The organism is Cryobacterium sp. MDB1-18-1 (assembly GCF_004402735.1).
Lineage (GTDB): Bacteria > Actinomycetota > Actinomycetes > Actinomycetales > Microbacteriaceae > Cryobacterium > Cryobacterium glucosi.
Genome location: NZ_SOFR01000053.1, coordinates 41,031 through 55,310, shown reverse-complemented (window position 1 = coordinate 55,310; position 14,280 = coordinate 41,031). Strand labels below are relative to the sequence as shown.

General features: G+C 66.1%; 10 protein-coding genes. 3 read left to right on the top strand and 7 right to left on the bottom strand.

Features of this window, described 5'->3' with window-relative positions; translation table 11 throughout:
- Nucleotides 1-7: 7 nt before the first annotated feature.
- Nucleotides 8-1,033 (bottom strand): TerC family protein, encoded by a 1,026-nt coding sequence (locus tag E3O50_RS13320; protein WP_134447524.1) that lies wholly within the window; start codon nucleotides 1,031-1,033, stop codon nucleotides 8-10.
- Between the two features lie 256 nt (nucleotides 1,034-1,289).
- Here E3O50_RS13320 and E3O50_RS13315 point away from each other — a divergent pair, with 256 nt between their 5' ends.
- Both E3O50_RS13315 and E3O50_RS13310 read left to right on the top strand, forming a co-directional pair.
- Nucleotides 1,290-2,630, top strand: coding sequence for a hypothetical protein (locus E3O50_RS13315; protein ID WP_134447522.1), 1,341 nt, complete (start codon nucleotides 1,290-1,292; stop codon nucleotides 2,628-2,630).
- A 126-nt stretch (nucleotides 2,631-2,756) separates the two neighbouring features.
- Nucleotides 2,757-3,929, top strand: coding sequence for an MFS transporter (locus tag E3O50_RS13310; RefSeq protein ID WP_241975543.1), 1,173 nt, complete (start codon nucleotides 2,757-2,759; stop codon nucleotides 3,927-3,929).
- A 41-nt stretch (nucleotides 3,930-3,970) separates the two neighbouring features.
- Here E3O50_RS13310 and E3O50_RS13305 read toward each other — a convergent pair whose 3' ends face one another.
- Entirely contained in the window at nucleotides 3,971-6,460 is a 2,490-nt protein-coding gene (locus tag E3O50_RS13305; RefSeq protein ID WP_241975533.1) for a transglycosylase domain-containing protein, read from the bottom strand.
- 209 nt (nucleotides 6,461-6,669) lie between these two features.
- Between E3O50_RS13305 and E3O50_RS13300 the strand changes: the two genes are divergently transcribed.
- The gene (locus E3O50_RS13300; protein ID WP_134560779.1) at nucleotides 6,670-8,964 is read left to right on the top strand and encodes an EAL domain-containing protein; all 2,295 of its coding nucleotides are present in this window, start codon (nucleotides 6,670-6,672) and stop codon (nucleotides 8,962-8,964) included.
- A 13-nt stretch (nucleotides 8,965-8,977) separates the two neighbouring features.
- Here the strand turns inward: E3O50_RS13300 and E3O50_RS13295 are convergent, their stop codons facing one another.
- The 5 genes from E3O50_RS13295 to E3O50_RS13275 are packed head-to-tail and all read right to left on the bottom strand — an operon-like array spanning nucleotide 8,978 to nucleotide 14,276.
- Nucleotides 8,978-9,883 (bottom strand): amidohydrolase family protein, encoded by a 906-nt coding sequence (locus E3O50_RS13295; RefSeq protein WP_134447515.1) that lies wholly within the window; start codon nucleotides 9,881-9,883, stop codon nucleotides 8,978-8,980.
- Nucleotides 9,876-10,820, bottom strand: coding sequence for an NAD(P)-dependent oxidoreductase (locus E3O50_RS13290; RefSeq protein ID WP_134447513.1), 945 nt, complete (start codon nucleotides 10,818-10,820; stop codon nucleotides 9,876-9,878). The genes E3O50_RS13295 and E3O50_RS13290 overlap by 8 nt, the downstream gene beginning before the upstream one ends.
- A complete protein-coding gene (locus E3O50_RS13285) occupies nucleotides 10,817-11,764 on the bottom strand; it encodes an NAD(P)-dependent oxidoreductase (RefSeq protein ID WP_166787309.1) in 948 nt (315 codons plus the stop codon). Before E3O50_RS13285 ends, E3O50_RS13290 begins: the two co-directional genes overlap by 4 nt.
- Nucleotides 11,761-12,777, bottom strand: coding sequence for an ABC transporter permease (locus tag E3O50_RS13280; RefSeq protein ID WP_134447509.1), 1,017 nt, complete (start codon nucleotides 12,775-12,777; stop codon nucleotides 11,761-11,763). The genes E3O50_RS13285 and E3O50_RS13280 overlap by 4 nt, the downstream gene beginning before the upstream one ends.
- Nucleotides 12,774-14,276: a sugar ABC transporter ATP-binding protein gene (locus E3O50_RS13275; RefSeq protein ID WP_134447508.1), complete on the bottom strand. Its 1,503-nt coding sequence runs from the start codon at nucleotides 14,274-14,276 to the stop codon at nucleotides 12,774-12,776. Before E3O50_RS13275 ends, E3O50_RS13280 begins: the two co-directional genes overlap by 4 nt.
- Between the last annotated feature and the right edge of the window lie 4 nt (nucleotides 14,277-14,280).

The window sequence follows — 14,280 nt, the reverse complement described above, 5'->3', positions numbered from 1 at the left end:
GCCCGCGCTATTCCTTCGTGGTGAGCGACAGTTCCTCGCCGAGACTGTGGCCGCGGGCGCGGGCGTCCCGGTTCGCCTTGATCAGGCTCGCGACCGTGGCGACGGCCATCGAGACCACGATCACGCCGAGCGACGTCCAGGTGTCGATCTCCGGCGCCCAGCCCACACCATGGCCGCCGTTGATGAACGCGACCTCATTGGTGTGGAGCGCGTGCGAGACGAGCTTGACTCCGATGAAGAACAGGATGAAGGCGATGCCGTACTTGAGGTACACGAGCCGTTCGAGCAGGCCGCCGAGCAGGAAGTAGAGCTGCCGGAGTCCCATCAGGGCGAAGACGTTGGCCGTGAACACGATGAACGGGCTCGTCGTGATCCCGAAGATGGCGGGGATCGAGTCGAGGGCGAACACGAGGTCCGTCGTGCCGATTGCGATGAAGACGATCAGCATCGGGGTGAAGACCCGGCGTCCCTTGACGGTGGTGCGGATCTTCGAACCGTCGAAGGTCGGGGAGATCCGCAGGCGGCGACGGATCATCTTCACGAACGCGTTGTCGGCCTCGTTCGCGTCCGGTTCCTTGGCGACGGCCTGATGCACGGCCGTATAGAGAAGGAAAGCGCCGAAGATGTAGAAGATCCAACTGAAGTTCTCGATGAGGGACGCCCCGAGAAGGATGAAGATCAGGCGCAGGACGAGCGCGATGATGATGCCCACCATCAGTACTTCCTGCTGGTATTTCCGCGGCACGGAGAATCTCGCCATGATGATGACGAAGACGAAGAGATTGTCGATGCTGAGGCTGTACTCGGTGAGCCAGCCGGCGAGGAACTGACCGGCGTGTTCGGCATCGGCCAGGAGCAGCATCGCAAGCGCGAACAGCAGGGCGAGCACGACGTAGAAGACGACCCACAGGCTGGCCTCGCGCATCGAGGGCACGTGCGGGCGCTTGTACACGATCAGCAGGTCGCCGACCAGGACCAGGGTCAGGATGACCAGGGAGCCGATTTCGAACCAGAGGGGAAGGGCGAGATCCACGGAGGGGCCTTTCGAGGAGAGGGAGGGCAGGCAGAGAACCTGAAAGTCTCTCCCGCGACAAAAGATGCCGCCGATCCGACCGGAACCCCTGCACCGCGGTCCGTGTTGACGATCAGATCACTAAACCCAGTGGGCTTTGAGGGATACTCCCCTTCACGGGGGTAAGCCTAGCGGATTTCCGTGCCGAATCCGACGGACCGCGCCATAATGTGCCTGCGCCGGAGAGTGGCGCGCACTCTCGAGAGGCACGGACCCGATGGCGCAGATCGAAACCCCCGAGCAGCAAATCGAACGACTTTCGGCCCAGGTCGCGCACTTGCAGGCCCGGCTGCAGCCCGCACCGCCGAGCACTCCCGGCGTGTCTGAACCCACCAAGGCATCGCTCCGGCTGCGCGCATTCTTTGCCGCGCTCCTGATCGCCGTCGGCGTCATTCTCGCCCCGGTCGCCGTCGTCGCCGCGTGGACCAAAACCGAGGTCACCGACACCGGCCGATTCGTGGCCACCCTGTCGCCTCTTGCGGATGACCCGGCATTCCAGGCGTTCCTCGTTGACCAGATCTCCACGGTGATCGACGACCAGGTCGACTTCGAGAGCATCGCAACGGACCTGTTCGACGGAATCGCCCAGCTCAACCTGCCGCCGAGGGCCCAGACAGCCCTCGGCCTGCTCAAGCAGCCGGCCATCGAGGGTGCGCGGTCGCTGGTCCGCACGGCGACACAGCGGCTGATCGCTTCGGACGCCTTCGCGAACATCTGGGAGCAGACCCTGCGGGTCAGTCATTCCCAGGTCATCGCGGCGCTTCAGGGCGATACGGGCGGGCCGCTCACCATCGGAACCCAGGGTGAGGTCGGCATCCAGCTGGCGCCGCTCATCGCCGCGGTGAAGAGCGCCCTTGTCGCCCAGGGCTTCGCTCTCGCCGATCGGATCCCGGAGATCAACCGCACCATCCAGGTCGCCCAGTCCGACTCCCTTGTCCAGGCACGGGTCGCCTACCAGCTCCTCGACGTCCTGGGGTTCGTGCTGCCGTGGGTGAGCCTGGTCCTCCTGGCGGCCGGTGTCGTCGTGGCCAGGCGGAAGGCACGGGCGCTGATCTGGGCGGGTCTCCTGCTCGCGCTCTCGATGGCCGTGCTGGCGACGGGAATCTCCGTCGGGCGCATCCTCTTCGCAGGCTCCGTCTCGCCGCAGTACCTGCCCCGGGATGCCGCACTCGCCACCTACGACGCGATCGTGCCGTTCATCAGCGCGACGGCGCTGGCTGTGGGGACCGCAGGCGTGACCGTCGCCGTGGTGGCGTACCTGGCCGGGCCCTTCCGCGGCGCGATCGTGGTCCGCCGGCTGACCGTGGACTCTGCCAGGAGCATCCGCTCGTCGGCGGAACGTCGAGGAGGAACCACGGGACCGTTCGGGGTCTGGCTGTACTCCGTGCGGCGATACGCGCGGGTCGTCGTTGCGCTTGTGGCCGGGGCCGTCGTGCTGTTCGTCCGCCCGCTGTCGCCGGGCGTGATCATCGGCACCGCCGTCACCGCCCTCGTCGCGATCCTGCTGATCGAGCTCCTCCAGCGCCCGCCAGCGGATGGCGTTGCCGCAAGCCTGTAGCCTTCGACCGTGAACGTTGAGAGCACGGATGAGACCACGGGCGAGACCACCGCGGAGACCTCAGGTCCGGGCGGCTCCTCCCCTGCCTCGGTCTCGCGGCCGCCGGTAGCGGCCCGCCGTGCCCGCATAGCGGTCGGCGTGCTCTTCTTCACCAACGGTGCGATCTTTGCGAACCTGTTGCCGCGCTATCCCCAGATCAAGGCCGACCTCGGCCTCACGAACGCGGAATTCGGCTTCGCGGTCGCCGCATACCCGCTCGGCGCGCTCATCGCCGGGTTGACGGCCGGGATGCTCGTGCGCCGGTTCCGCTCCTCCCGGGTGGCGATCGTCGCCACGGTGTTCACCGCGGTCGGCATCCTGCTTGCCGGGGTGGCCCCGGCCTGGCTTCCGCTCGCGGCCGGATTGTTCCTGGCCGGCGCGATGGACTCGATCACCGACGTCGCCCAGAACTCACACGCGCTGAGGGTGCAGCGACTGTACAAACGCTCCATCCTCAACTCGTTCCACGCTGTCTGGAGCATCGGTGCGGTATCCGGCGGCGCACTCGGGTCCCTCGCCGCCGGGCTCGGCATTCCCCTGGCCGTGCACCTCACGCTCTCCGCCGTGCTGTTCAGCCTCCTGGCCGCGCTGTCGTACCGCATGCTCCTGTCCGGCCCCGAACCGGACGAGACGCGTGCCGCCAATGTTTCGGCCGGCGTGCAGACGCGCACCGGACGAGCGGTGGGCGTGTTGGCGAAATACGCGGTGCTCCTCGCCCTCGTGCTCATCGCGGCGTCCGGGGCCATCGTCGAGGACGCCGGCAGCTCCTGGTCGGCCATTTACCTCTCCGTCGACCTCGGCGCATCAGCCTTCGTCGCGGGCCTCGGCTTCATCGCGCTCCAGGGCATGCAGTTCATCGGGCGGATGCTCGGCGATCGGCTCGTCGACCGGTTCGGCCAGCGCGCGGTCGCGAGAACGGGCGGCGTGATCGTCTGTGTCGGCATGGGAAGCGCCCTCCTGGTCCCGTCGGTCCTGGGCACCGTGGTCGGATTCGGCCTCGCAGGACTCGGGGTCGCGACCCTGATCCCGGCGGCCATGCATGCGGCGGACGAGCTTCCTGGCTTCCGCCCTGGCTCCGGGCTGACGATCCTCGCCTGGCTTCTCAGGGTCGGTTTCCTCGTCTCGCCGCCCGTGGTCGGCGCGATCGCCGACGCGTCCTCGCTCCGGCTCGGCCTGCTCGTCGTGCCTGTGGCCGGTGTGCTCACCCTGCTGTTCGCCGGGGTCCTGTCCGGCCGGGAGCCTCGCGGGCCCAGCAGCTGATCTTCTCCTCGCGCCGAAGTGAGCGCAGACAGTGCGCCGGCTCAGCCTCCCGCGGCGGCCAGCCGGCCGACGACGATCGTGACGGCATCCCCAGGTCTGGCGGCGCTGCCGGCCGGTGGCGACGTCGTGACGACCGTGCCGACGAGAGCGGGGTCTTTCACATCGGTTTCGTTCTTCACCACGGTGAAGTTCGACAGGGCGGCGCGGGCTTCGACTTCACGTTTGCCCGAGACGTCCGGTACGACGACGAGCGCGGCGTTGCTCGTGCGCACCGTCACGGCAGCGCCGCGGGCCGCGCTTGCTCCCCCACCGGGCTCGGTGTTCGCGACAACGCCGGCAGGCAGCTCGGAGTCGATGGTTCCGCCATTCACGAAGAGGAAGCCTGCGGATTCCAGGGTCGACTGCGCCTGGCTGAGGCTCTTGCCGCGGAGGTCAGGAATGGACACCTGGGCGGCGTTGATCACCGCGCCGGAGGCCGCGGGAAAGGCAACGCCGGGATACTTCGCATTCGCGACGCTCATCACGTCCGGCCACATCCGATGCCGTGCCGTCGCGGCCTGCTGGCCGTTGAAGGAGGTGGTGCGCTGATCCCTGTCACCCGTGACGCTCATCACGCCGGCGACGGTGGCGACGGTCGTGCTCGCCCCGCTCATCCAGGTGTCCTTGTTGCCGTCTGTGGTCCCGGTCTTGCCGATCATCGGCGACTTCGGACTGGTCGCCTTGAACGAGGCGGATCCGGTTCCGCTCGCCATGACCTGCTGCATCGCGGTCGTCATGCCGGCGGCGACGTTCGGATCGACCGACTGGTGGCACGCCGACTGCGGAACGGCAAGCGCCGTTCCGTCGGAGCCGGTGATGTGGTCGATCACGATCGGGCTGCAGGTGGTGCCCTTGTTGGCGATGCCGGCGAAGGCGACCGCCATGCTCAGGGGCGCGACCTCGTTGGTGCCGAGCACCGCTGAGGCACCCTGCTCGAGCGGGGCGCCGTCGGCGCGCGTGACGTCGAAGGCCTCGGCGGTCTTGCGGATGCCGCACAGGTCGAGTTTCTTGGCCATGCCGATGAAGCCGGTGTTGATGGACCCGATCGTCGACTGCAGGGCGCTGTAGTTGGCGCCGGATTCGTTCGAGTCGTTCTTGGGGTTGTAGCCGGGGAAGCTCACGGTGCCGCCGGTCGCGCAGCTGTCGCGGAAGGTGCCCCAGTTGGCCTTGCGCCGGGAGTCGACCCGCTCGTTGAGCGAGTGGCCCTCGGTCAGCCACTCGGCGAGGGTGAACACCTTGTACGTCGATCCGGGCTGGAACCCGTGGGAACCGCCCTGGTCGACGTTGGTGTTGTAGTTGATCCCGGTCAGGTTCGACCCGGTGATCGGCACATCCGGGTCCTGGCTGTAGTCCTTGTTCTGCGTCATGGCGAGAACCTTGCCGGTGCCGACTCCGACGCTGACGATCACGCCACCGACGTCCCAGCCGGGGTAGGTGTCAGGAACGTTGGCCTTCATCGTGGCCTCGGCGGCCTGCTGCATGTCGAGGTCGAGGGTCGTGTAGACGTTGAACCCGCCGCGGCGGAAGTTGGCCATCCGGGTGGTGTCGTCGGCTCCGAAGGTCGGGTCGTTCTGCAGGGTATTCACGACGAGGTCGCAGAAGAAGGCACTGCCGCCGGCGGTCTGGCAGCCGGTCGAGGGCACGTGGATGCTGGGCTCGATGGCCGTGGCGATCGCGGCATCGTGGTCGGCCTGGTTGATCTTGCCGTACTTGAGCATCTGGTCGAGGATGTAGTCGCGGCGGTCCTTGTTCGCGGCGTAGCCGTTCGCGGCGCCGTTGGTCTCGCTGTCGGGCTGGTCGAGCTGGAACTTGACCGGGTTGTTCACGATCGCGACGAGGCTCGCGGCCTGCGGGAGCGTCAGCGTCGCCGCCGTCGAACCGAAGTAGTACTCCGCGGCGGACTCGATGCCGTAGACGGTGCCGCCGAAGCCGGTGATGTTCAGGTACTGGCGGAGGATGTCGTCCTTCGCGTACTTCTTCTCCACGCCGATCGCGAGGCGCATCTCCTTGAGCTTGCGATCAGGAGTCTTGGCGATCGCGGCGTCATAACAGTCCGACTTCTTCTGCGTATCCGTGAGCACTTCGCACTTCTGCACGAGCACGTTCTTCACGTACTGCTGGGTGATCGAAGACCCACCGCGAACATCACCGGTGGCGACAGTCGTGACGATCCCGGTCACTGTGCCCTGCAGGTCGATGCCGCCGTGGTCGTAGAACCGGGGGTCTTCACCGGAGGTCGCGGCGTCCTTGACGAACTGGTTGATCGCATCCGAGGCGACCTCGACACGGTTCTGGTCGTAGAACGAGGCCATGAGGTAGGGGGCGCCGGTGCTCGTGGTCGCGTAGATGTTGCTCTTCTGCGAGAGCTGGTCGATCTTCAGGTAATCGGGCAGGTTCTCGAAAACAGTGATCGCGTTTGTCGCAGCAAGGCCGGAGAGGCCCAGGGCGGGAGTAACCGCGGCCGCCACGAGAACACCGGCAACGACACTCATCCCGACAAAACCCAGCAATCCGCCGACCGCTTCAAAATTCCGCCTGGTATTTGGTTTTCCGTACACGTATCCCCCAATTTTATGCCCGGCCATGCGGCAAATTCGCTGCCGCACTGGCTCCCCCGGGACCAATCTATCCCGAAGATGCCGCACGCCGGGGTTCATTTCGAAGGCGACCGACGCAGCTAGGTTTATCGAGAGGGAGATCTATGCCAGCCGATACCAGCACGGAGCGCGTCAGCGCGTCTCGAGGGACGAGCCGATTCGGCCGATGGCCGAACTGGACCCTCGGGCTGATTGTGGCTGCCTTCGCTGTCGCCACGATCTTCGGTACCGCAGGCGACGTGAGTTCGCTCGTACTCGGATTCTTCGCGTTGTGGATTCCCGTCGTCGTGTGCTGGATTGCGATCGGCCGGACACGGTCCCGGCGCAGGGACCTGCACCTGATGACCGCCGCCGTGACGGTCCTGGCGGCCGGAGACACGTTCTTCGCACTGGCGACGACCGGAGGCGAATCCCTGCCGCGTCCGTCCTGGGCGGATGTCGGCTTCCTCGGCTTCTACCCGCTCATGTTCGCGGCACTCGTCGTTCTCGCGAGGCGCACAATCCGGGGTCTCGCGTCTCCGATCGTCCTGGACAGCGCCGTCGGGTCTCTCGGTGCGGCCGCCCTGTTGGCCGTGCTGCTCGATCCGATCCTCAAGGCGGCCCTCGCGACCCCGGGATCGTTCGCCACGACCGTCGCATTTGCGTATCCGCTCGGAGATGTCCTGCTGGTAGCCTTCTTCGTCGGGATTGCAGCCTCCCACGGCACCTCCATCGGCCCGGGCTGGACCCTCCTTGTTCTCGGTCTCGCTGTCTTCACGGCCGCCGACATCATCAGCGTGTCCCTGCACCTGAACGGCCTCTACGTCATCGGCAGCCCCCTCGACATCGGCTGGCCACTGAGCCTCGCCCTGATCGCGTCTTCGGTCGACAGGGAGGCCCGCCTCGGCTCGCACCCTCGCCAGTCGACGTGGGCGATCCCCGAACAGACGGTTCCCGCGATCGCCACGGCCGCGGGTCTCCTGGTCCTGATCATGGGAACCCAGCTGAAGATCTCTCCGCTCGCCGTCGTCCTGGCGGCCCTGACCCTCACCGTGGCGGCACTGCCCCTGATCTTTCGCCAGCGCATCCGTATTGCGGATGCGCATCGCCAGGCGCGGACCGATGAGCTCACGGGGCTGCCCAACCGCCGCGCCCTCTACGCCGATGTGCCCGCCCGGCTGGCCGCGAATCCGCACCGGACGAGCGCGCTCCTCCTTCTCGACCTCGACAAGTTCAAGGAGGTCAACGACAGTCTCGGTCACGATGTCGGTGACCTGCTCCTGTTCCAGGTCGCCGGCCGGATTTCCGGTCAGCTGCGCACCGAGGATCTCTTCGCGCGCGTAGGCGGCGACGAGTTCGTGATCTTTCTCGACGGTTCGGATTCGGTCAGGGCGGAAGCGGTGGCCTGGAAGCTGCGCGCGACCCTGGCCCAGCCGTTCATCCTCGCGGGCATCTCGGTTCAGGCCAGCGCCAGTATCGGGATCGCCGGGTACCCCGACCAGGGCGAGGACCTGACCATGCTGCTCCGCAAGGCGGACATGGCGATGTACACGGCGAAGGCGACCCACAGCGGCCACCACGTCTACCGGGGCACCGACGACAATCACGGGGAGGATCGGCTGCACCTGCTCGAGGAGTTGCGCTTCGCGCTCGTCGATGACCAGCTGGTGCTGCACTACCAGCCCAAGATCGACCTCAAAACCGGGGACGTCTGCGGGGTCGAGGCCCTGGTCCGCTGGAACCACCCGACGAGGGGTTTGTTGCAACCCGACGATTTCCTCGATCTCGTCGAGGAGTCAGGGCTGATGCATGCGATGACCGAGATCGTGCTGCGTGAGGCCCTTGACCAGGCCGCAACCTGGTCTGGCCAGGGCCGGACGCTGACGATGGCGGTCAACATGTCCCCGAGTTCCCTGATCGACACGGTGCTGCCCGAACGGATCAGCGCGATGCTGTCGTCGCGTGGCCTGTCCCCCACAGTGCTGGTCCTGGAGATCACCGAAGATTTCCTCCTCTCCGACCGGGAACGCGCGCGCAGCATCCTCACCCGGTTGCAGGCGACGGGAATTCGGATCTCCATCGATGACTTCGGGACCGGGTACAGCTCCCTGGCGTACCTGCGTGACCTGCCGATCGACGAGCTCAAACTCGACAAGTCCTTCATCATCCCGATGAAGGACGATCCTCGCGCAACGGCCCTCGTCGTCTCAACCATCGACATGGCACACAGCCTCGGCCTGCGCATGGTGGCCGAGGGCGTGGAGGACGCTACGGCATACTCGGAGCTCATCGGCTTCGGCTGCGATGTCGCTCAGGGGTTTCTGATGTCCCACCCTGTGCCTGCGGCCGAGCTGGAAGACTGGTTCGCCGCGAGAGCGTTGGCGGCGGACCATGCGGCCACGGCGAACTGGCCGAGTTGAACTGAAGCACCGCTCACGGCTGCCGCACGGCGATGTCATAGGAATGAAGAGCGGTTTCAGCGAAGAGTTGTCGTCGTTCGACGGGGCTGAAATCGACCGTCAATCTGTCGAACGCACCATACAGGTCACCGAAAGTCGAGTAGAGACTATCGACCGGAAAGTTGCTGCCGAACATGCAGCGGGCCGGACCAAACAGGTCGATGGTTTCGAGAACGAATGGACGCAGGGAATCCTGCGTCCAGGTGTGGTCGTTGGTACCCAGCGCCGAGATTTTGGCCACTATATTCGGCTGCTGGCTCACTGCCCGCATACCGTCCCGCCATTCTCTCCACGAATCCGCGTCGCGGCCGATCGGCATGCCGGCGTGGTCGAGGATGATGCGGGTCTCCGGAAACCGTGCGGCGAGTTTCGCCGCCTGGTTCAGCTGCGAGGGAAACACCTGCAGATCGAAGGACAGACCTAGGGCGTTGAGCCGAGCGAAGTTACCCAGCCAGACCGGGTCGCTGATGATGTCCGACCTGCTCGTGTGCGAGTAATACGGATCCGGGTGCCAATTGAGAATGTCGCGAATTCCGCGCACGACCGGGTAGTCGCCGAGCCTCTCAAGGTGCGCGGGGGTATCCGCCCCGAGCAGGGAAACGTGCGCAACGTGAACGCTCGGCAGAGTGCGCTCGTCGTGCACCGCCTGGATCCACTGTGTTTCGGCGAGCGCGTCCGCTGCGCCGTTCTCAATGTGCACGGACGCGATGAGTCGCAGGTTTCCGACATCGTGCAGGTAATCGTCCAGGAGATAGTGGCGCCGGATCGGCCGGTCGTCGCCGTGATAACGGTTTGAGTCTTCCACTCCGGCGAGCCACGGGTACGGCCGGCTGAGATCGGTCAGGTGGTGATGGGCATCGACGATCTCCAGGTCAGGCATCAGCTGCCGCCTCCGAGAGCGTTCCGCGACGGGCTGCCGCGGACGATGCCCGTTCGAGCGTGCTGTAGAGGCCGGTATGGTCGAGCTCGCCCTCGCCCTCCGCCACCATCCGCTCGAAGAGTTCAGTGACGAGAGCGGTCGTCGGAAGAGTCACCGCCCGGTTCGCAGCGCTTTCGGCGATGAAGTGCAGGTCTTTGAGCTGGTTCGTCGCGCTTCCTCCGGAGGAGAAGTCGGCGGTGACCCAGTTGGCCCCTTTCTGTGCAACGAGCTCCGTTCGCGCGAGACCGCCCTGGAACAGTTCCTGAAGCACGCCGACGTCGAGTCCGCCCGCGCGCGCGAGGAGGAAGGATTCGGACAGGGCTGCGATGGTGCCGGCCACGACGATTTGATTGCAGGCCTTGGCGAGCGAACCCGCCCCGCTCGGACCGAGATAGCGCACCGTACGCCCGAGGTGAGCGAAGACCGGTTCCAGGGCGCGTGCGGTCGCCTCGTCACCACCGACCATGATGCTCAATTGCGCGTGCGCGGCACCGACGACACCACCGCTCAAGGGCGCGTCGATCACGGTCACACCGTGCCGTTCCAGCATGTCGCCGGCGAAGTCAGCAATGGCGACCGGGGAAACCGTGCCGTGGATGACCAGGACCGGGCTCTCGATGCCCTGCTCGGCCCAGCCGGCCAGCAGCCCCTCCGGCCCGGGCAGGAGTGATTGCACCTGCCAAAGGTCGGGGAGCACGGTCAGGGTGATTTCCCGGGCAGCGGCCCTGGGGCTGGTCGCGATGTTCGCGTACCAGGCACGCAACTCTTCGGCCCTGGCCGCCGTACGATTCCACACGGTGATCGGGCCCCAGCTGGCGAGGAGGTTCTTCGCCATCGGGGTACCCATCGGCCCGAGGCCGAGCAATGCCAGCGGCGTTCGGCGGGTGATCGGGTTCATGATTCCTTCCTGGTTCCTGCGATGTCGATCAGTTCCGAGGGTGCGACGTCGTCGAGCAGGGTAAGGGCCTCGAAACCGAGTTCCTCTCGCGCGCGACTCAGGTCCAGGCCGACCGCACGCCCGGTTGATCCGCCGAACGGGACCGTCGGCAGGAATGCCGCGACGGCTGCGGCAGTCGTCCCCCGCAGGTACGTCAGGGGGGCCGCCACGAGAATGCCGGGGGCAGGCGGTGTCTCCCTGATGAGGGCCGCTGCGACGGACCTGGCCGCATCGTGGTCGTGCAGGTAACTCCAGCCCTCGGCCGCCTGCCTCCGCGCATCCGCCGCCATCGCCGCGCGGAGGTGCTGTCCGAAGGTGCGCCCTCCCTCTGCCGTGATATCGCGCACGAGGGGGAACCGTAGTCCGGTGACGGAAGTCCCCCAGCGCCGGGCGACCATCCTGGCGACGTCTTCGTTGGCGAGCTTCGACAGCGAATACCAGTCGGTGATGTCGGCCGGGAGATCTTCGTCGTAGGGGATCCGCGCGGGCAGGGTCCCCCGGGTGCCGAGCGGGATCCCATTCGCGTTGATACTGGACGCGTACACGATCTTCGCCACGCCCGCCCGCGCTGCCGCCGACATCACGACGAAGGACCCGATCGTGTTCACCCGATAGGTTTCGACATGGTCGGTGAAGCCCAGGCCCGGGATTCCGCCCAGGTGAATGACCGCATCCATGCCGGCCACCGCGCGGTCCACAGCCTCCGGATCACAGATGTCACCGGCCAGGAACCTCACGGCGACATCGGGAAAGGCAGCGAGCAGGGTCGCGTGGGTGCCGGGAAGGTCGAGCACAGTCACCTCGGCACCCAGTTCTGCCAGATGGGCGACGGTCGGCCGCCCGATGAGGCCCGCACCCCCCGTGACGAGAACGCGGGCCCCACCGATCCGGCTGAGAGCACTCACGCAGCGCCGTCCTGGGGAGCCTTGGCCTTTCTGAAGCGACCGAGAAGCGGCCAGCCCCTGCCGCCCTGGTCGAGGGAAACGGCGATGATGACCACAAGGCCCGTCACGATCTGCTCGTAGAAGCTCGGCACGTTAAGCAGCACCAGACCGTTCGTGAGCGCCCCGAGGATCAGGGCGCCGACGAGGGTACCGGCGATGCGACCTTCACCGCCCATCAAGTTGGCACCGCCGATAACGGCGGCGGCGATTGCGGTGAGCAGATACGAGCTGCCCGCCTCGGATTGCGCCGCGTTGATCCTCGCCACGACGACCAGGCCGGCCAGGGCCGCGAGCCCGCCGGAAAGCGCATAGACAGCGACCTTGACCCGGCTGACCCGCACGCCCGACAGCCACGCCGTTTCCTCGCTGCCGCCGGTGGCTATCACGTTCTGACCGAAGACCGTCTTGCGCAGCAGCAGCCACGAGCCGATTCCGACGAGCGCGACCAGGATCACGACGACCGGAATACCCACAATATAGCTGTTGAGCATGAGCACGAACGACTGGGGAACGTTGTAGACGGGCTTGCCGTTGGTGACCACGTAGGCACAACCCTGGAACACGCTCATCGTGCCGAGGGTCGCGATGAACGGCGGAAGTTTGAGCCGCGTGATCAGCAGGCCGTTGGCACCGCCGCAGACGATGCCGAGCACGAGCCCCGCCAGGAGGGCGAAGATCGGCGGCACGTTGCCGTTGACCATGAAGTTCGCGGAGACGATGCCGACGAAGCTGGCGATCGAGCCCACGGAGAGGTCGATTCCTCCGGTGATGATCACGAAGGTGAGGCCGAGCCCGATGATCGCGTTCACGCTGGCCGAGACCGCGACATCGCGGAGATTTCCCAGAGTGAGGAAGTTCGGGTTCAGCAGGCCCAGCACCAGGAACAGCACCGCCGCGGCAATGTAGATCCCGAGGGCCTGGAAGTTGATCCGTTGCCGGACGACGGTGGTCGTCCCAGTATCGAGCTTGGTCATTCTGTTCCTTTCGCCACGCCCATAGCGCTGGCCACGAGGCTGTGTTCGTTGATGTCGCTGCCTGAGTGCTCCGACGAGAACCGTCCCTGGCGCATCACGAGCACGCGGTCGCTCAGAGAGATGATTTCGGGCAGGTCCGAGGAGACCACGATGATCGCGTGCCCCTGTTCCGCGAGCTTGTCGATGAGTTCGTAGATCTCGACCTTGCCGCCGACGTCGACTCCCTTGGTGGGCTCGTCGAAGAGGAAGACGCGTGCGTCGCGCCACATCCACTTCGCAATGACGAGTTTCTGCTGGTTGCCACCGGAGAACTGGCGCGCGTTGAGCCGCACGTTCGCGGGACGCAGGGACAGCTGCTGCCCCATCAGCTGGGCGACCTGGATCTTCCCGGTATCGGTGGTGAACGGGCCGAATGCATTGAACTGCTTGTCAGCCGTGAGGGCGACGTTCTCGAAGGCCGGGCTGTGCAGCACCAGGCCCTGCTGTTTTCGGTCCTCTGGGATGAAAGCGATGCCCGCGTCGCGACTGTCCCTGGGGGAACGGATCTTCACCGTCTTCCCGTCGATCGTGACAGTGCCGTGCGTGTCGTTGTCAGCCCGGATGATCGCCCGCAGGAACTCGGTACGACCGGAGCCGACAAGTCCGGCGATTCCGACCACCTCGCCCCGGCGCACAGAGATGTCCTCTGGGCCAACGCCGAACGGATGCCGGACACCGGTCGCCCGGAAGAACTCCGGCGCGTTCGGTCGGACCGGGTGCCTCCGCACGAATGCGAGCAACTCACGGCCGACCATGCGGCGCACAATCTCCTGCGACGACGTGTTCTCGATGCGGTCGTTGAAGGCTGCCCGCCCGTCGCGCAGGACGACGATGGAGTCGGACACGCTCATGACCTCGGGCATCTTGTGAGAAACATAGATGACGCCAACGCCACGCCCGTGGGCGATCTTCCGGACCTGGTCCAGAACGGCCTCGACGTTGTGCTCGAGCATGCTCGTCGTCGGTTCATCGAGGGCCACGATCTTCGCGCCGAAGGAGAACGCCCTGGCGATGGTGAGGGCGTGCCTTTGGGCCGGACTGAGACGCGAGACCGGAGTGCGGGCATCCATCGGGAACCCCATCTCAGCCACGTCCAGCAGCGCTTGTTCGATCTGCGGAGCGCTCACTTTGCGCTGCACCCTCGTCCGGCCGAGAACCAGGTTCTGCGCGACTGTGAGCTGGGGAACCACGGCAGGTTCCTGGTGGGCGATGTTGATGCCCTCATCGAGTGCCCGGCGGGGAGTGAATTCGCCCCGCCGGACACCGTCGATGCTGATCGACCCGTGATCCGGCGCCAGGGATCCGCCGAGAATGGCCAGGAGTGTGCTCTTCCCCGCTCCGTTTTCTCCGGCGAGCGTCATGATCTCGCCACGGTCCAGGGTGAAGCTCACCCCGTCGAGCGCTCGCACGCCCGGAAAAGACTTGACGATTTCGTGGACCTCAAGCAATTGCGTCGTCACGGTT

Coding starts and splice junctions, on each gene's coding strand:
- E3O50_RS13315 (WP_134447522.1), top strand. CDS start 1,290: ATGGCGCAGATCGAAACCCCCGAGCAGCAAATCGAACGACTTTCGGCC.
- E3O50_RS13280 (WP_134447509.1), bottom strand. CDS start 12,777: ATGACCAAGCTCGATACTGGGACGACCACCGTCGTCCGGCAACGGATC.
- E3O50_RS13300 (WP_134560779.1), top strand. CDS start 6,670: ATGCCAGCCGATACCAGCACGGAGCGCGTCAGCGCGTCTCGAGGGACG.
- E3O50_RS13290 (WP_134447513.1), bottom strand. CDS start 10,820: ATGAACCCGATCACCCGCCGAACGCCGCTGGCATTGCTCGGCCTCGGG.
- E3O50_RS13305 (WP_241975533.1), bottom strand. CDS start 6,460: ATGAGTGTCGTTGCCGGTGTTCTCGTGGCGGCCGCGGTTACTCCCGCC.
- E3O50_RS13295 (WP_134447515.1), bottom strand. CDS start 9,883: ATGCCTGACCTGGAGATCGTCGATGCCCATCACCACCTGACCGATCTC.